General features: G+C 59.0%; 20 protein-coding genes. 10 read left to right on the top strand and 10 right to left on the bottom strand.

Going from position 1 to position 15,674, the window contains the following annotated elements; translation table 11 throughout:
- Positions 1-89: 89 nt before the first annotated feature.
- The 6 genes from ACR0A2_RS17245 to ACR0A2_RS17270 form a co-directional block, all read right to left on the bottom strand.
- Positions 90-278 (bottom strand): hypothetical protein, encoded by a 189-nt coding sequence (locus tag ACR0A2_RS17245; protein ID WP_480836361.1) that lies wholly within the window; start codon positions 276-278, stop codon positions 90-92.
- A gap of 93 nt (positions 279-371) precedes the next feature.
- Positions 372-1,343, bottom strand: coding sequence for a sterol desaturase family protein (locus tag ACR0A2_RS17250; RefSeq protein WP_480836363.1), 972 nt, complete (start codon positions 1,341-1,343; stop codon positions 372-374).
- Complete coding sequence (locus tag ACR0A2_RS17255; protein ID WP_171119718.1) at positions 1,340-1,726, bottom strand: hypothetical protein; 387 nt, start codon at positions 1,724-1,726, stop codon at positions 1,340-1,342. Before ACR0A2_RS17255 ends, ACR0A2_RS17250 begins: the two co-directional genes overlap by 4 nt.
- Before the next feature lie 59 nt (positions 1,727-1,785).
- Positions 1,786-2,115, bottom strand: coding sequence for a hypothetical protein (locus tag ACR0A2_RS17260; protein ID WP_152456810.1), 330 nt, complete (start codon positions 2,113-2,115; stop codon positions 1,786-1,788).
- Between the two features lie 84 nt (positions 2,116-2,199).
- Entirely contained in the window at positions 2,200-2,616 is a 417-nt protein-coding gene (locus tag ACR0A2_RS17265) for a hypothetical protein (RefSeq protein WP_216646555.1), read from the bottom strand.
- Positions 2,617-2,631: 15 nt separating this feature from the next.
- Positions 2,632-3,198, bottom strand: coding sequence for a TlpA disulfide reductase family protein (locus tag ACR0A2_RS17270; protein WP_480836366.1), 567 nt, complete (start codon positions 3,196-3,198; stop codon positions 2,632-2,634).
- Between the two features lie 21 nt (positions 3,199-3,219).
- Here ACR0A2_RS17270 and argH point away from each other — a divergent pair, with 21 nt between their 5' ends.
- The 5 genes from argH to ACR0A2_RS17295 all read left to right on the top strand — a co-directional run bounded on the left by argH (position 3,220) and on the right by ACR0A2_RS17295 (position 8,957).
- Entirely contained in the window at positions 3,220-4,608 is a 1,389-nt protein-coding gene (argH, locus tag ACR0A2_RS17275; protein ID WP_209834677.1) for an argininosuccinate lyase, read from the top strand.
- Positions 4,608-4,805 (top strand): hypothetical protein, encoded by a 198-nt coding sequence (locus ACR0A2_RS17280; protein ID WP_171229798.1) that lies wholly within the window; start codon positions 4,608-4,610, stop codon positions 4,803-4,805. Before argH ends, ACR0A2_RS17280 begins: the two co-directional genes overlap by 1 nt.
- Positions 4,806-4,892: 87 nt before the next feature.
- Positions 4,893-5,048, top strand: a complete 156-nt coding sequence (locus ACR0A2_RS17285; RefSeq protein ID WP_171229797.1) for a hypothetical protein — start codon at positions 4,893-4,895, stop codon at positions 5,046-5,048.
- A 62-nt stretch (positions 5,049-5,110) separates the two neighbouring features.
- On the top strand, positions 5,111-6,376 hold the full coding sequence (gene lysA, locus ACR0A2_RS17290) for a diaminopimelate decarboxylase (protein WP_171726811.1): 1,266 nt from the start codon (positions 5,111-5,113) through the stop codon (positions 6,374-6,376).
- Between the two features lie 37 nt (positions 6,377-6,413).
- Positions 6,414-8,957 carry a TIGR02302 family protein gene (locus ACR0A2_RS17295; protein ID WP_480836369.1) on the top strand — a complete coding sequence of 848 codons (2,544 nt, stop codon included), beginning with the start codon at positions 6,414-6,416 and terminating at the stop codon, positions 8,955-8,957.
- Positions 8,958-8,960: 3 nt separating this feature from the next.
- On the opposite strand, the gene ACR0A2_RS17300 is transcribed toward ACR0A2_RS17295, so the two are convergent.
- The gene (locus ACR0A2_RS17300; RefSeq protein WP_480836371.1) at positions 8,961-9,701 is read right to left on the bottom strand and encodes a zinc-ribbon domain-containing protein; all 741 of its coding nucleotides are present in this window, start codon (positions 9,699-9,701) and stop codon (positions 8,961-8,963) included.
- Between the two features lie 182 nt (positions 9,702-9,883).
- Between ACR0A2_RS17300 and ACR0A2_RS17305 the strand changes: the two genes are divergently transcribed.
- The 4 genes from ACR0A2_RS17305 to ACR0A2_RS17320 are packed head-to-tail and all read left to right on the top strand — an operon-like array spanning position 9,884 to position 12,789.
- The gene (locus ACR0A2_RS17305; protein WP_152456816.1) at positions 9,884-10,561 is read left to right on the top strand and encodes a cell division ATP-binding protein FtsE; all 678 of its coding nucleotides are present in this window, start codon (positions 9,884-9,886) and stop codon (positions 10,559-10,561) included.
- Positions 10,558-11,457 (top strand): cell division protein FtsX, encoded by a 900-nt coding sequence (locus ACR0A2_RS17310; protein ID WP_480836373.1) that lies wholly within the window; start codon positions 10,558-10,560, stop codon positions 11,455-11,457. Before ACR0A2_RS17305 ends, ACR0A2_RS17310 begins: the two co-directional genes overlap by 4 nt.
- Positions 11,457-12,200, top strand: a complete 744-nt coding sequence (locus ACR0A2_RS17315) for a lysophospholipid acyltransferase family protein (RefSeq protein WP_171229793.1) — start codon at positions 11,457-11,459, stop codon at positions 12,198-12,200. The genes ACR0A2_RS17310 and ACR0A2_RS17315 overlap by 1 nt, the downstream gene beginning before the upstream one ends.
- On the top strand, positions 12,184-12,789 hold the full coding sequence (locus ACR0A2_RS17320; protein WP_480836375.1) for a pyridoxamine 5'-phosphate oxidase family protein: 606 nt from the start codon (positions 12,184-12,186) through the stop codon (positions 12,787-12,789). The genes ACR0A2_RS17315 and ACR0A2_RS17320 overlap by 17 nt, the downstream gene beginning before the upstream one ends.
- A 20-nt stretch (positions 12,790-12,809) precedes the next feature.
- Here ACR0A2_RS17320 and ACR0A2_RS17325 read toward each other — a convergent pair whose 3' ends face one another.
- Entirely contained in the window at positions 12,810-13,403 is a 594-nt protein-coding gene (locus ACR0A2_RS17325) for an NAD(P)H-dependent oxidoreductase (protein WP_171171173.1), read from the bottom strand.
- Between the two features lie 103 nt (positions 13,404-13,506).
- On the opposite strand from ACR0A2_RS17325, the gene ACR0A2_RS17330 reads away from it, so the two are divergent.
- On the top strand, positions 13,507-14,085 hold the full coding sequence (locus tag ACR0A2_RS17330; RefSeq protein ID WP_480446787.1) for a TetR/AcrR family transcriptional regulator: 579 nt from the start codon (positions 13,507-13,509) through the stop codon (positions 14,083-14,085).
- Between the two features lie 20 nt (positions 14,086-14,105).
- Here ACR0A2_RS17330 and ACR0A2_RS17335 read toward each other — a convergent pair whose 3' ends face one another.
- A complete protein-coding gene (locus ACR0A2_RS17335) occupies positions 14,106-14,234 on the bottom strand; it encodes a hypothetical protein (protein ID WP_256369186.1) in 129 nt (42 codons plus the stop codon).
- Positions 14,235-14,261: 27 nt separating this feature from the next.
- Positions 14,262-15,650 carry a dihydrolipoyl dehydrogenase gene (lpdA, locus tag ACR0A2_RS17340; RefSeq protein ID WP_480836378.1) on the bottom strand — a complete coding sequence of 463 codons (1,389 nt, stop codon included), beginning with the start codon at positions 15,648-15,650 and terminating at the stop codon, positions 14,262-14,264.
- Between the last annotated feature and the right edge of the window lie 24 nt (positions 15,651-15,674).

A 15,674-nucleotide genomic window follows, 5' to 3' on the forward strand; every position in this document is an offset into this window, starting at 1 on the left:
ATGTGTCCGGGACAGGTGTCCGCTCACAGTCTCGGGGCAAAGAGATGAATCTGCGGTTAAGGGTTCGGAAAAATTTCCGTCTCGCGGGCTCAGCGGGTGGATTGCCACGCGCGCGCCAAAGAAGCTGCCGCGCCAAGTATCGCGCCCATCGCACCTAGGGCCATCATTGCAAAACCCAACGCGATCAGGGCTGCAACGGCGCCCCCAAGGGCTGCGAGCATGGCCATCAACAGGCCGAACAGGCCGAATAAGGTTGAAATGGTTGCCAAACGATTCATACCGACCCTCGCTCACTCACACACGGCGCCCATCGACTGATATGGCGCTGAATGACCGAGATTCAAGGCACAAGCAGGTTTCAGCCGGCTGTTTCAGGCCTGTTCTGCTTGTCCGCTAGGCAGTTTTTTGTCCAGATGCTCAAAACCTGGCGTTCCGCGGTCTTCCGGGTGGCGCGCCAGATGCTTGGCCTTGATCTGTTCCGAACTGTCCCGGCTGCCGTCATGGCTGTACCCAGGTGGAGCAAAGCAGTAGGCCAGCCGCTGTTTCAGGGTCAGACCCGGCTGGGTCGCGTCGCGCCAGATGGCCACCCACTCGTGAAAGGCCACCCGCAGGGGATTGAACGTGCCGATATTGTGCACGAGGCCATAGTCCACCCGGTCGTCCTCCTGCTCGGGGACGAAGGTGCCGAACAACTTGTCCCAGATGATGAACACCCCGGCATAATTGCAATCCAGATAGCGTGCGTTGCGGCCGTGATGGGCGCGGTGGTGACTGGGGGTGTTCATTACCGCTTCGAACCAGCGGGGCATCTTGCCGATGGCCTCGGTGTGAATCCAGAACTGATAGATAAGATTGAGGCCACCGACGAACAAAACCATCGCAGGATGGAACCCAAGCAGGATCAGCGGGGCGCGTACGACCATCATGAAAGTGAACGTATAGGTCCAGGTCTGCCGCAGCGCGGTCGTCAGGTTGTAGTGCTGCGAGCTATGATGGTTTACGTGGCTGGCCCAGACCCAGCGGATGCGATGGCCAAAGCGGTGGACCCAGTAGTAACGCAGATCGTCCAGGACAAAGCACAGGATGATAACCGGAACTGACGTACCCAGGTTCATCGGTGTGATCTGCCACAGCCACATGAAAAACGCATAGGCGATAAAGCCCAGCAAAAAGCCCGATGCGATGTTTCCGGCCCCCATGATCAAAGAGGTCACCGCATCGCGTGTTTCATAACGCCCGCCTTTGCCTTTGACTGCGATCCACAGAAACTCGGCCAGAATCGCTGCGATGAAAAAGGGAACGGCCCATTGTACCGCATCGGGAAAACTAATTTGGTCTGTCATGCGGGCTCCATCAGGTCACGCCAGTGATGGCGTTCGAAATCGTCCAGTCGGATGAGTGTCTTGGGCACCGAGAATTCGTGAAACAGAATCTCAAAGCCTTCCGGATGATCCAGAAGATCATAGTCCATCAGATGCCGGGCCACGGTGTCGGCCCCCAAGGACCAAAGCAACCCATTGCCTGAACTGGTGCGCACCACCGCGGCGTGGCCATCATGGGAAACCGTGACGTCGACCACATCATCGTCCGGAAAGTGACGTGCCCATTGTGAGCGTGCAATGTCGGGCGTCAGCATCACCTGCTGCGACCTGCCGGTGAGATGCAATAACAGGGTGACACCAGCTATGCCGCCGACGACCAGCGCCAGTAGAATTTCAAGTGGCATTCCATCCTCCTGAGCGCAGAGTGCAAAGGAGTTGAAACTCTGTCAAAGGTGGCGTGACGTCAGCTGTTTTCCAGCCGTTCCAGTATCTCGTGTTGCACCACACGTTCGACGAAGGGCACCAGCCCCTCGGGGCCGGATGTACGATCCTTCAGGTGGATGCAGATATCCGGGCGGCGGGCGGCAATAATGCCCACCATTTCACCACGGATCGTGTCGTCAAGCCCCGCGCCCAAGATGGCGCAGGCAATCCGGGGCTCGGCATCCAGCTGTTTCCGAACCTCGTCCGTGTCATGTGCGCCCAGCCACTGAATCGGCAGATGATCCAGTTGCCGTGCAACGTCACCGATCACATTTGGCAACCGTCCGATCAGCAGTACGACGGGTTTCATCATTGCCTCCATTTCCAACAATATGCCTGCCCTGTCCGGCAGGGCAGGAACAGTATATCACGAGATTGAAAAGGGCTGACGCCTTTAGTTGTTGATCGAATAAATGGTTGTTTTGCCCTTGCCTTTTTCGCGGGTCATTCGGGCAGTGGCCCCGTCAATTTCCCAAAGCTGACAATCCGTGCCCAGTGCCTTGCCGTCCAATACTCCGTTTCGGCACCAGAATTTTTTGTTCCAAACCCAGGTTCCGCTGAACTTTTTCCCACTTTTGAGTTTGGCTGAAATCGTGCCATCAGCATTCGCGACAAAAACATTGCCTTGTTCGTCTGTCAGCTTTTTCCCAACAATATCAGAATTGAACTGCTTTGCGGTCTTGATCCGTTTGTAGTCCGCGTGAGCGGCGCCAGCGATTGCCAATGTGCCTGCAACAGCAAGGAATAAAATCGTATGTTTCATAAAAAACCTCCCACTCTTAATGCGTGGGAGGGTACCATAATTCCGCAAATTTTTCTAAATGCGTTAACTTTCGGCGCCAACAAGCGTCGAAATGATCGCCTTCGCACTGTCCGAGTTCCATTCGGCGTCGCCGATCAACCGGGCGATTTCCTGCCCTTCGGGGTTCAGGATGACCGTGATCGGCAAGGCGATGACGCCGAACTCACGGGCAGCGGCCGAGCTGGGGTCCTGGTGACGGGGCAGGTTGGCGATGCCGTTCTCTGCAAAAAACTTTTTGATGCCGGCAGGCGAGTTGCGGCCCGTGGCCAGTGTCAGAACCTGAAACTTGTCGCCGCCGAACTCTTCCTGAAGCTCAGCGATCTGAGGCATCTCTTTGCGGCAAGGCGCACACCAGGTGGCCCAGAAATTCAGCAGCACATATTTGCCCTCATAATCGGCAAGCGTGCCGACGCCGCCGTCATCTTCCAGCTGGAATTCGATTGATTTGGTGGGTTTCGGTTCCTTGTGCAGGATCAGACGTTTCAGGCTGTCTTCCCGCAGAGGGGCCAGCGTCTCGGCATCGGTCGCCAAGGCGGCATTTGCACCCAGCGCAAGGGCCATATAAAGGGGGATCAAACGAAATAGGCGCATATCAACTCCGGGTTTTCTTACATGACCGATCAATCCTCGAACCAGATGTGGGGCGGCCGCTTTGCCGCCGGTCCAGACGCGATCATGGAGGCAATCAACGCCTCGATCGGGTTCGATCAGCGGATGGCAGCCCAAGACATCGCAGGCTCGCGCGCCCATGCGGCCATGCTGGCAGCCACAGGCGTCATAAGTGATAGTGACGCCGAAGCCATTCGGGAAGGGCTGCTCACCGTTTTGTCAGAAATCCAGAACGGAGAGTTCCAGTTCTCGACCGCGCTGGAAGACATCCACATGAATGTCGAGGCCCGTCTGAAAGAGATCATCGGAGAGCCCGCAGGCCGTTTGCACACAGGCCGGTCACGCAATGACCAGGTCGCAACCGATTTCAAACTCTGGGTTCGTGATCAGCTGGACGCCGCTGAGAGCGGCTTGCTGGCCCTGATCCGCGCGCTTTTGGCGCAGGCCGAGGCCGGGGCCGATTGGGTCATGCCGGGCTTTACCCACCTGCAAACGGCGCAGCCGGTGACATGGGGCCATCACATGATGGCCTATGTCGAGATGTTCGGCCGTGATCTGTCCCGCGTTCGTGACGCCCGCGCCCGGATGAACGAATCGCCACTGGGTGCTGCGGCGCTGGCCGGAACGTCCTTTCCCATCGACCGCCATATGACGGCCGAGGCGCTGGGCTTTGACCGGCCTGCCGCCAACTCGCTGGACGCCGTCAGCGACCGTGACTTCGCGCTGGAGTTCCTGTCCGTGGCCTCGATCTGCGCGGTGCACCTGTCGCGCTTTGCCGAGGAACTGGTGATCTGGTCTTCGGCGCAGTTCCGCTTTGTCACCCTATCGGATCGGTTCTCGACCGGATCGTCGATCATGCCGCAGAAGAAAAACCCCGATGCGGCAGAGCTGATCCGCGCCAAGGTGGGCCGGATCTTTGGCGCCAACACGGCGCTGATGATGGTGATGAAGGGCCTGCCGCTGGCCTATTCCAAGGACATGCAGGAAGACAAGGAACAGGTTTTTGATGCCGCCGACAACTGGATGCTGGCGCTGGCGGCGATGGAAGGCATGGTCAAGGACATGACCGCCAACCGCGACAGCCTGGCCGCCGCCGCCGGTTCGGGCTTCTCCACCGCGACCGATCTGGCCGACTGGCTGGTGCGGGTGCTGGGCCTGCCCTTCCGCGACGCGCATCATGTTACCGGATCGCTGGTGGCCATGGCCGAGAAGAAGGGCTGCGACCTGCCCGATCTGACGCTGGACGACATGCAATCGGTCCATGCCGAGATCACAAATGACGTCTACTCTGTCCTTGGTGTCGAAAATTCTGTAAACTCACGTCAGTCCTATGGTGGCACGGCCCCGGATCAGGTGCGTGCTCAGGTTGAACGATGGAAGGCAATGGTGTGATGACCGTTCTGCGCGCGATCCTGATTGCAGGCTCCGGCCTAATACTGGCCGGATGCGGAGCCGACGGTGAACCCGTTCAGCCTGCGCCCGCTCAGCCAACTGTCAGTGCAACCGTCGGCGTTGGCTCTGGTGGAGCGTATGTAGGCGGTGGCGTAGGTCTAAGCCGTGGGCCGCTGGGGATTTACCTGGGATTCTAAGCCACTTTCATATTGCGCATCGGTTTTATATCCACCAACGTGAGGTGGCATGTCGGTGCGCATGTCATCCAAAGAAAAGATACTGAAATGAGAACACTAGGACTGTTTCTGGTATTTGCGGCTTTGACGGCTTGCGAACCTACATCGGCAAGACGCCCGGAACCTGCGGCAGAGCCCAAGCAATCGGGCACCGGAGTTTCGATCTCGGGCTATGGCCGGGTTGGAGTTTCGACCCGAAATTAAACTTGGTCGATGGGTTCGGAATCCATTGATTCGAAGCCATCTTCTGGTCTAAGCGCGCAGACATGGATCATTTTCTCTACCGCGACGGCGCGCTTTTCGCCGAGGATGTCCCTGTCTCCGAAATCGCTGCCGCGGTCGGAACGCCGTTCTATGTCTATTCCACCGCAACCTTGCTGCGGCATTTTCAGCTGTTTGACGATGCGCTTGACGGCACGGACCACCTTGTCTGCTATGCGATGAAAGCGGCCAGCAATCAGGCGATCCTGAAAACTCTGGCACAGGCGGGCGCGGGGATGGACGTGGTCTCGGGCGGGGAATACCTGCGCGCCAAGGCAGCGGGCGTTCCCGGCGACAAGATCGTGTTCTCTGGCGTGGGCAAAACGGCGGATGAGATTCGTACCGCGCTGACCGGCGGCATCCGTCAGTTCAACGTCGAATCCGAGCCCGAGATGGAAGTGATCAACGCCGTTGCACTGGAATTGGGTGTGGTTGCTCCGATCACGGTCCGGGTGAATCCGGATGTTGATGCCAAGACCCACGCCAAGATCGCGACCGGCAAGTCCGAGAACAAATTTGGAATTCCGATATCCCGCGCCTCGGACGTCTATGCGCATGCCGCCAGCCTGCCGGGACTGGAGGTGATCGGCATCGACGTCCATATCGGCTCGCAGCTGACGGAACTCGAGCCATTCGAGCTGGCCTATACGAAAGTGGCCGAACTGACCGAGCAGTTGCGGGCTGAAGGCCACAACATCCGCCGTCTTGATTTGGGCGGTGGATTGGGCATCCCCTATACCCGCTCGAATGACGCGCCGCCGCTGCCGGTGGAATATGGCGCGTTGATCAAGAAAACACTGGGCCATCTGGGCTGTGAGATCGAGATCGAGCCGGGCCGCCTGATCGCAGGCAATGCGGGGCTGATGGTCAGTAAAGTGATCTATGTGAAGTCGGGCGAAGGCCGTGATTTCCTGATTGTCGACGGCGCCATGAATGATCTGATCCGCCCGGCGATGTATGAAGCGCATCATGATATCGTCGCGGTGCAGGAACCGGCGGCAGGCGTGGAACAGCAAGCCTATGACATCGTGGGCCCGGTTTGCGAATCCGGTGACACTTTTGCCAAACAACGCAACATGCCGCCGCTGAAATCGGGTGACCTGATCGCCTTCCGCAGCGCGGGTGCCTACGGCGCGGTGATGGCCAGCGAGTACAATACCCGCCCGCTGATCCCCGAGGTTCTGGTCAATGGTGATCAATTTGCAGTCATTCGTGAACGACCAAGCTTTGACGAAATCATAAACCGCGATACCATACCTTCATGGCTTTGACGCGATGACCGCGCGGGCCTAACCCCGGAGGCCCGTCTTGTCCGACCGTTCAAACCTGCCCATTCCGCGCCTGTCCGTGTGGCTGACCCATGTCGGCATGGTGGCTGAACAGGTGTTGCGCGCGTTCTGGCCGGCATTCTCGATTGCACTTGTTCTGCTTGCGGCATTGATGCTGGGGCTTCAAGATGTTGTTTCTGTGGAAATCGTCTGGGCAGTTGGCGCGCTGTCCCTGGGGTTGTTGTTGACGGCCGCGGTGCTTGGCCTGAGGGGTCTCAAGTTGCCCTCGCGCGCCGACGTTTTGGTGCGGCTGGATGAGACCTTGCCGGGACGCCCAATTCAGGCTTTGATGGATGATCAGGCCATCGGTGCGGCCGATCTGGATTCCGTGGCGCTGTGGCAAGCCCACAAAGCCCAGATGGCGCAACGGGTTGCAACGGCCGAGGCCGTGAAACCAGATCTTCGGCTGGCATCGCGAGATCCTTATGCACTGCGCTACGCGGCGTTGCTGGCTTTTGTCGTGGCGCTGGTTTTCGGCTCTTTGTGGCGCGTGGGGTCTGTGGCGGACATGGCCCCGGGCACTGCCGCCGCCGGGCAAGGGCCGACTTGGGAAGGATGGGTCGAACCCCCGCGCTATACGGGCCTTCCAACGCTGTATCTTGCGGACCAAACGGATGCAGAGCTTGCCGTTCCCAAAGGCAGCCGCGTTACCTTGCGGCTGTATGGTGAGGTTGGCGCACATAGCCTGACGGAAAACAGCTCGGCCCTGGGGGCCGAGGCGGCGACCGACCCCGAGCAGGAGTTCGTGGCAGAACGTTCTGGCCAGTTGCGCATCGACGGGCCAGCGGGGCGGGAATGGGCCGTTGAGATCATTGACGACACGGCACCACAGATAGCCGTGGCTGGATCGGCTGAGGCCGAAGCGGGCGGGCAGATGAAGCTGCCATTCGTCGCAAGAGATGACTATGGTGTGGTTTCAGGCTCTGCCCTGATCGAGCTGGATCTGGCTGCCGTTGATCGCCGCTATGGTCTGGCGGCAGAGCCCGAGCCACGCGAAGCGATCGCGGTTGAGCTGCCTATGCCAATCACCGGCGATCGGGCGGATTTTGCAGAAGATCTGATCGAGGATTTCTCGCAACACCCATGGGCGCATTTGCCGGTCCGGATCACCTTGATGGCCATGGACGCGGCGGATCAGCAATCGTCTTCCGAACCTTATGTGACCGACCTTCCGGCCCGTCGTTTTTTTGATCCGCTGGCCGCGGCGGTGATTGAACAACGGCGCGATCTGCTGTGGTCGCGGTCCAATGCGCCTCGGATCGCGCAACTGCTGCGGGCTGTATCGCATCTGCCAGAGGACCTGTTTCGTTCGGAAACTGCCTATCTGCGTCTGAGGGTCGTTCTGCGGCGGCTTGAGACCTTTGATCAATACGGGCTGAAACCCGAACAGCAGGCAGAGATCGCCCAGGCCCTCTGGGATCTTGCCGTGTTGATCGAGGACGGCACGCTTGCGGATGCGCTGGAACGGATGCGGCGCGCGCAGGAACGCTTGACCGAAGCAATGAAGAACGGCGCCAGCGACGAGGAAATCGCGGAACTGATGCAGGAATTGCGCGAAGCGACGCAGGATTACCTGCAACAGCTGCAACGGTTGGCCCAGCCAAACGGCGAAGATGGCGAGCGTCAGCCGGGCCAGAACGGCGAGTCCCTGCAAATGACGCAGGATGATCTGCAACGCATGATGGACCGCATTCAGGAGCTCATGGAACAGGGCCGAATGGCCGAAGCCCAGCAGGCGCTGGAAGAGTTCCAGCAGATGATGGAAAACATGCGTGTGACTCAGGGCCAGGGCGGTGGGCAGCAGTCCGAAGGTCAGCAGGCCATGGAAGGTCTTGCGGAAACCCTGCGTGAACAACAAGGTCTGAGCGATCAGGCCTTCCGTGATTTGCAGGAACAGTTCAACCCAGGCGCTCAATCCGGTGAAAGCCAGGGCAATGAGGGACGCAATGGCGGGCAAGGCCGGGGGCAAAGCCACGAAGGTCAGGGCGGTCAGGGGGAAGGCTCGGATCAAGCTGGCGAAGGCCAGCAGGGTCAAGGCACACTTGCGGATCGGCAGCAGGCGCTGAGAGATGAGCTGAGCCGCCAGCAGCAGGGGTTGCCCGGTGCCGGAACGCCCGAAGGTGACGCCGCGCGCGAGGCGCTGGATCGGGCCGGGCGCGCCATGGACGAGGCGGAACAGGCCCTGCGTGGGGATGATCTGGCCGAAGCCATCGACCGGCAATCTGAGGCGATGGAAGCCCTGCGCGAAGGGATGCGTTCGTTGGGTGAGGCGATGGCGCAGAACCAGCAGAATCAGCCGGGTCAGGGAACGCAGGATGGCGATATGCAAGCCAACAACCGCGATCCGCTGGGCCGAAACCCGGGTGCCGCCGGTTCGATTTCAACAGATGAAAATTTGCTGCAAGGCGAAGACGTGTATCGCCGGGCGCGGGAACTGCTGGATGAAATCCGGCGCAGAACTGGGGAATCGGACCGCCCCCAGATCGAACTGGAATACCTGAAACGTTTGTTGGAGAGGTTCTAGACCTCAGTTCTGGGCACCGGATCCAGCCTGTGCTTCAAGCCAGATACGCGCCTGATCCACAAGCGACACGTATGAGCTCAGCAACGGGTCGGCCTGAGGGACTGCTTCGCCGATCTGTTGGGCATTTCCATAGATCAGATACAGAACCACGCCGATGATCAGCATCAACGCGAAGCCGCGCAGGAATCCGCCCGATTTGCGGGGTAGCTGCGGGACCTCTTCCGGCTCATCTGATCGCATGGTCGAATTGATGGCTTCGACATCCGGCAGCGCGTCTTTCTGCCCGGCATCGACAGCGGCTTCCGAAGCCGAAGGCCGCTTGGGGCGCACCTTGGGTTCTGGCGGCGTATCCAGCCCCAGATCGGGCTGGCTTTCGAGGCTGCTGCCTTCCTGCGCCCGCAATTCCGCTTCGCGGGCAGCTTCCTCTCTCAGAATGCTGGCGACGGACGGATCGACATTCCCGGTGGGCGCGGCGGGTTCATCAACTTCTGGCTTGTCTTCGGATACCGCTTCTTCAACAGGTTCCGGTTCAACGTCCTGCGGAGCGTCGACCACGTCGGGCGATGCGTCATCCTGTTCAGGGGTTTTCGCTTTTTCGTCCGGTGCGTCTGCGGCTTCGGCAGGGTGCTTCGCTTGGAACCAGGTCTGATCGCAATTGGAACACTGTACGTCGCGGCCTTCCTCGGGGATGACCTCGTCAGGAACCTCGTACTGCGCGCTGCAATTCGGACATGTAAGACGCATGCTGCCTCCTCGGCCGGGCGAAGGGCCGATAATAGTTTTTTCAGGAATGATATTCGGTTAAGACCCAACAGCAAAGAGCGTTTTCGGTTTCGCGGGTCAAGTGTCACCAATTGGACTCGGTAGAGCCATTGAAACCATCACCATGCTCGGGCAAGAAGAGCGGCAAGATAACGGGGGCACGTGTGATCGAGCTGGAAAATGTCAGCTACACCTATGGTGGCGGTGAATTGCTGAGTGATGTCTCGGTACAATTGCAGCCGGGTTCGTTTCACTTTCTGACCGGGCCTTCCGGGGCGGGCAAGACCACGTTGCTCAAGCTGTGCTATGGTGCCCTGCTGCCGAGCTCGGGGCGGTTGAGCGTGTTTGACCAGGATATTTCAACGCTTGATCGCGACCAGCTGGCCGTATTGCGTCGCCGCGTTGGTGTCGTGCATCAGGATTGTCAGTTCCTTGACCACATGACGCTTGCCGAAAACGTCGCGTTGCCGCTGATGGTGTCCGGGCGTTCGGAAACATCCGAGCAGGAAAACCTGACCGAGCTGCTCAGCTGGGTGGGTCTTGGCGCCAGGCTCGAAGCGCTCCCGCCTGAACTGTCCGGCGGCGAGCGGCAAAGGGCCGCTCTGGCGCGTGCCGTCATATTGTCGCCTGACGTGGTTTTGGCGGATGAGCCGACAGGCAATGTTGACTGGGAAATGTCGCAACGGCTGCTGCGTCTTCTGATCGAACTGAACAGGATGGGCAAAACCGTCCTGATCGCCACCCATGATCTGAGCCTTATCCGAGCGGCCAAAAGCCAGGTACAGGCCCGTGTCTTGCGTATTTCGCAGCGCAAGCTGCAACTGGCGGGGGCGGATCTATGATCAGTCCTGACCTCAGAAATCTGTTGCGCGGTGACAAACGGGCAGACCGGGTTGTTCCCCCAACGGGATACACGGCACACCTGACACTGTTCGTCGCGGGTGCGATGGCGTTTCTTGCGGTATTCGCCCTGGCCCTGTCTCTGGCGTCGGGGCGCGTTGCGGATCGCTGGGCCTCGGAACTGGCTGGTGCTGCGACTCTGCGCATCAACGCACCAGCGGAACAGCGTGCAGCCCAGACCGAGGCCGCGCTGACTGTTCTTGGCCAGACGCCTGGCGTGGCCTCGGCCCGTGCTTTGACGCAGGAAGAGCAGGCGGCGTTGCTTGCCCCGTGGTTCGGGCCGGATCTGCCGCTGGATACGCTGCCCGTGCCGCAGCTTATCGAGATCATTGAAACCGAACCGGGCATCGACGTGGCTGGCTTGCGATTGCGACTGGGAGCCGAAGTGCCGGGCGCCGTACTGGATGATCATACGCGGTGGCGAGAGCCTTTGGTTGATGCGGCGATGTCCCTGCGTCGTCTGGGGTGGATTTCGATCCTGCTGATCGGCGGAGCGACCGCTGCCATGATTACCCTTGCCGCCAACGCGTCACTTGCCGCAAATGCCCAGATCATCGAAGTGCTGCGCCTGGTCGGTGCACGCGACGGGTTCATAGCGGGCGCATTCGTAAGGCGGTTTACATATCGCGCATTCTTTGGGGCATCGGTCGGTACATTGCTGGGCATGACCGGTGTTTTGATGCTGCCCGAAGCCTCGGAATCGGGTGGTTTTCTGGCTGGCGTCGGCTTTCAGGGCAAAGACTGGGTGTTGCCGGTTCTTATCCCGATCCTTGGTGCCATGGTCGCGTTTTTTGCCACCTGGGCCGCGGCCCGACGCAAATTGAAGGAGCTTTCCTGATGTTGATGGCTGTTCAATGGGTTCGGTCATTGATCTTCATGATCGTGATCTACGCCTGGATGCTGATCCTTGGCATCGTCTTTCTGCCCTATGCACTGTTTTCCAAGGCTGGCGCCCTGAAGGCGTGCAAGACCTACGCGCGCAGCACGATGTGGCTGGCTCGTTGGATGGTTGGCATTCGGTGTGAAGTGCGGGGTACGGTCCCAACGAACGAAGTGGTCATAGCCGCAAAACACCAGTCTTTTCTTGATATCATCATAATTTTTGATGCCATTCCACACGGCAAGTTCATCATGAAGCGCGAGCTTTTGTTTACGCCCGTCATTGGAATGTATGCGCGGCGACTTGGCTGTATTCCGGTCAATCGCGGCAAGCGCGGTGCCGCCGTGACCAAGATGGTCAAGGATGTGTCGAAAGAGTTTTCGGAACCCGGACAGCTTGTGATCTACCCGCAAGGGACACGTGTGGCGCCCGGTGCGAAGAAACCTTACAAGGTTGGAACAGCCGTTCTATACGAAGGGCTCGGCTTTCCCTGCGTTCCGGTCGCGACGAATGCCGGCGTCTTCTGGCCCCGAACGGGTGTCATGCGCAAACCGGGCCTTGCGATCGTCGATTTCCTCGACCCAATCGAGCCGGGTGTTGGCCGGGACGACTTCCTTGCCCGGCTGGAAGACGTGATAGAAACACGTTCCAACGAGTTGATGCTGGAAGTGGGGTTTGATCCGGATGGAGCACATTCGTGACATTGAAACGCTTGAATCTTTGTATGGTCGGCCCGGTGCTCCGTCCTTGCGAAAGGTCGTTCATCAACTGACGCCTCTCTATCGCAAGTGGATCCTTGCATCGCGCCTCTGTGTGCTCAGCACGGTTGGCCCTGAAGGTGTGGATGGCAGCCCTCGGGGCGATGATGGCCCGGTGGTTAAAGACCTGGATGCGAATACGCTGGCTCTGCCGGACTGGCGCGGCAACAACCGTCTGGACAGTTTGCGCAATATCGTGCGCGATCCGCGTGTTTCGCTGATGTTTCTTGTTTCGGGGTCCAACAACGTCGTTCGGGTGAACGGGTTGGCGCGGGTAACGGCGGATGAGACCCTGCGGCATCAATTCGAGAAGGCCGGCAAACGCCCAGCGACCGTTATCGTCGTTGAAATCGCCGAGATATACAGCCAATGTGCCCGTGCTCTGATCCGGGCGCGTATCTGGTCCAGCGGTGATGAAAGCGGCGATCTTCCCACGATAGGCCAGCTTCTGTCCGAGGCATCAGACGGCGTGGAAGGCGGCGCGCAATATGACGAGGAATGGCTTGCACGCGCCGCAAAAACGATGTGGTAGATGTGGGGGTCGGCTGTGGTTCAAACCGCAGCGGCCCCGATCCTTGATACTTTTTCCACCCAGCGATCTACGCTGCCGGGCTTGGGATAGCTTGCACCGGAAAAATAGGTGAAACGCGTTGGTTTGAAGCCGACGAACCCAAGAATCTGGTCCCGTACCTGACGGATAAGCGCCTGCCGGTATATCAGGCGCATGAACCATCCCGGCGTGTCTGACGTCAGGATGACACGCGCGGTGCGCCCTGTCAGCATCGGGGCCGGAAACCCGATCTTGGTGGTGTTCCGTGTGTCAAAGGTTCGCCCCGGAATGAACATTCGGTCGATCAGTCCTTTGAGTTTGGCTGGAAGGCCGCCCCACCACATGGGGGTGGTCAGGACCAGATGGTCGCTCCACTCAAAGTCTTGCAGCACTTGTTCCAGAACCGGCTCAAGTGGTTTGAAGTCGTGATAATTGCCCTGACCGAAATCAAAATCGAATTGCAGATCGCTCAGATGAACCAACCGTACATCGTGCCCGTTTTTGCGGGCCGCGTCTCTGTATGTTTCGGCAAATGTGCGTGACAGGCTGCTTTCTGCGGGGTGTCCGTCAAGGATGAGAATCTTTTTCGGTTGCATCGGGTATCTCCTAAATAGTGACCGTGGTCAATTTATAGAATCAAAAAATGACCGTGGTCAATAAAAAATTTGACCACGGTCAGAAATTATGCGATTGAGCCATATGCAAAAGACAATTCAGAAACGTACGATCAAGACCCGCGCCAAGCTTCTCGCGGCCGCTGAAGAGGTCATCCGCAAAGGCGGATATGAAGCGTTACGGGTGGAAGAGGTCGTGAAGGCCGCTGGGGTCGCGAAGGGCACCTTTTTCGCGCATTTTCACGACAAGGATGCGCTGATGGAAATTTTGATCGCAGACAAGCTGAACGCCTGTCTGGATCTGGCCGAGGCCAGAACGCCACCCAAAACTGTCGCAGAAATCATCACTGCGCTGGAACCGGTTCACAGTTTCATGACGTCCGAGCGATATGTATTCGATTTGTTGATCAGGTATTCCGGTGCGACGGCTGTCGCCGAAATAGGACCGGTGGCCTATTGTTTTGAGCGATATTTCCGCGTCGTGATGCTGTGGCTCGAACATGCAGAGGTGCGCAAGGACGTGCCACCCGAGTTATTGGCCGAAGGTGTGCAGGCCTTTGCCATTCAGGCCATGTCACTAAGATTCTGCGCGTTGCATTCCGCGACGACTTTCACCGACAGGTTGGAGACCTATCTGGATGCCTGGGTGACCCCGACAGGCTGATCGCTGCCGGGGCAAGGTTGTCAGCTGTGGATCGGGCCGTCGCCGCAGGCCAGTGCGGCCTCGCGGACGGCCTCGGAATAGGTCGGGTGCGCGTGGCAGGGTTTGACGTGGTTCGGCGCAGCCGATGAAAGGTCCGGTGGACCTTTCACGCGTCAAACGGGCGGAGCCCGACCTGCCTAGCTGTGGATCGGGCCGTCGCCGCAAGCCAGTGCGGCCTCACGCACGGCCTCGGAATAGGTCGGGTGCGCGTGGCAGGTCAGCGCCAGATCTTCGGCGGATGCGCCGAATTCCATCGCCACGCAGACCTCATGGATCAGATCGCCTGCTGCGGGGCCGATGATGTGGCAGCCCAGGATACGGTCGGTTTCCTTGTCGGCCAGGATCTTGACGAACCCGTCTGAGGCAAAGTTGGCTTTGGCGCGGCCGTTGCCCATGAACATGAACTTGCCGACCTTGTAGGCACGGCCTTGTTCTTTGAGCGTCGCCTCGGTTTCACCGACATTGGCGACCTCGGGCCACGTATAGATCACACCCGGAATGACACCATAGTTCACATGGCCATGCTTGCCCGCAACCTGTTCCGCGGCGGCCATGCCTTCATCTTCGGCCTTGTGCGCCAGCATCGGGCCTTCGATCACGTCGCCGATGGCGTAGATGCCCGGTACGTTGGTTTGCCAGTCCTTGCCCACCTTGATCTGGCCGCGCGGGGTTATCTCGACGCCCAGAGCGTCCAGCCCCAGACCATCGGAATATGGTTTGCGCCCAGTTGCCACCAGCACGGTATCGGCGTCGATCACATGCTCGCTGTCGTCCTTGAGCAGCTTGTAGGTCACCTTGGCCTTGGTCTTGGTTGCTTCGGTTTTCTGCACCGCTGCACCCATGATGAAATTCAGCCCTTGTTTCTTGAGGATACGCTGGAATGTCTTCTGTACTTCGGGATCCATGCCCGGCGTGACTTCCTTGAGGAATTCGATCACCGTCACCTCGGCGCCCAGGCGGCTGTACACCGAACCCAGTTCCAGCCCGATCACACCCGCGCCGATCACCACCATTTTCTTCGGGATCTTGCCCAGTGACAGCGCACCGGTTGAGGTCACAACGACTTTCTCATCCACTTCGACACCGGGCAGCGAGGACGGTTCGGAGCCTGACGCAATGATGATGTTCTTGGTTTCATGGATTTCATCGCCAACCTGAACCTTGCCGGCCGCAGGGATCGAGCCCCAACCTTTCAGCCAGTCGATCTTGTTCTTCTTGAACAGAAACTCGATGCCCTTGGTGTTGCCCTCGATCACCTCATCTTTATAGGCCTGCATCTGTTTCCAATCGACCGAAGGCGATTTACCCTTCAGGCCCATCTTGGCAAAGTTGTGTTCGGCTTCATGAAGCTGGTGTGAGGCATGAAGCAAAGCTTTTGACGGGATGCAGCCCACGTTCAGGCAAGTGCCACCCAGCGTTTCGCGCCCCTCAACCACAGCGGTTTTCAAGCCCAGTTGAGCGCAGCGGATCGCGCAGACATAGCCGCCGGGTCCGGCGCCGATTACGATGACGTCATAGTTTGCCATTACATTCTCCTAAACCGACCGGAC

The organism is Ruegeria sp. H8, from assembly GCF_056532905.1.

Coding starts and splice junctions, on each gene's coding strand:
- ACR0A2_RS17245 (WP_480836361.1), bottom strand. CDS start 278: ATGAATCGTTTGGCAACCATTTCAACCTTATTCGGCCTGTTCGGCCTG.
- ACR0A2_RS17250 (WP_480836363.1), bottom strand. CDS start 1,343: ATGACAGACCAAATTAGTTTTCCCGATGCGGTACAATGGGCCGTTCCC.
- ACR0A2_RS17255 (WP_171119718.1), bottom strand. CDS start 1,726: ATGCCACTTGAAATTCTACTGGCGCTGGTCGTCGGCGGCATAGCTGGT.
- ACR0A2_RS17260 (WP_152456810.1), bottom strand. CDS start 2,115: ATGAAACCCGTCGTACTGCTGATCGGACGGTTGCCAAATGTGATCGGT.
- ACR0A2_RS17270 (WP_480836366.1), bottom strand. CDS start 3,198: ATGCGCCTATTTCGTTTGATCCCCCTTTATATGGCCCTTGCGCTGGGT.
- argH (WP_209834677.1), top strand. CDS start 3,220: ATGACCGATCAATCCTCGAACCAGATGTGGGGCGGCCGCTTTGCCGCC.
- ACR0A2_RS17280 (WP_171229798.1), top strand. CDS start 4,608: ATGACCGTTCTGCGCGCGATCCTGATTGCAGGCTCCGGCCTAATACTG.
- ACR0A2_RS17285 (WP_171229797.1), top strand. CDS start 4,893: ATGAGAACACTAGGACTGTTTCTGGTATTTGCGGCTTTGACGGCTTGC.
- lysA (WP_171726811.1), top strand. CDS start 5,111: ATGGATCATTTTCTCTACCGCGACGGCGCGCTTTTCGCCGAGGATGTC.
- ACR0A2_RS17300 (WP_480836371.1), bottom strand. CDS start 9,701: ATGCGTCTTACATGTCCGAATTGCAGCGCGCAGTACGAGGTTCCTGAC.
- ACR0A2_RS17310 (WP_480836373.1), top strand. CDS start 10,558: ATGATCAGTCCTGACCTCAGAAATCTGTTGCGCGGTGACAAACGGGCA.
- ACR0A2_RS17315 (WP_171229793.1), top strand. CDS start 11,457: ATGTTGATGGCTGTTCAATGGGTTCGGTCATTGATCTTCATGATCGTG.
- ACR0A2_RS17320 (WP_480836375.1), top strand. CDS start 12,184: ATGGAGCACATTCGTGACATTGAAACGCTTGAATCTTTGTATGGTCGG.
- ACR0A2_RS17325 (WP_171171173.1), bottom strand. CDS start 13,403: ATGCAACCGAAAAAGATTCTCATCCTTGACGGACACCCCGCAGAAAGC.
- ACR0A2_RS17330 (WP_480446787.1), top strand. CDS start 13,507: ATGCAAAAGACAATTCAGAAACGTACGATCAAGACCCGCGCCAAGCTT.
- lpdA (WP_480836378.1), bottom strand. CDS start 15,650: ATGGCAAACTATGACGTCATCGTAATCGGCGCCGGACCCGGCGGCTAT.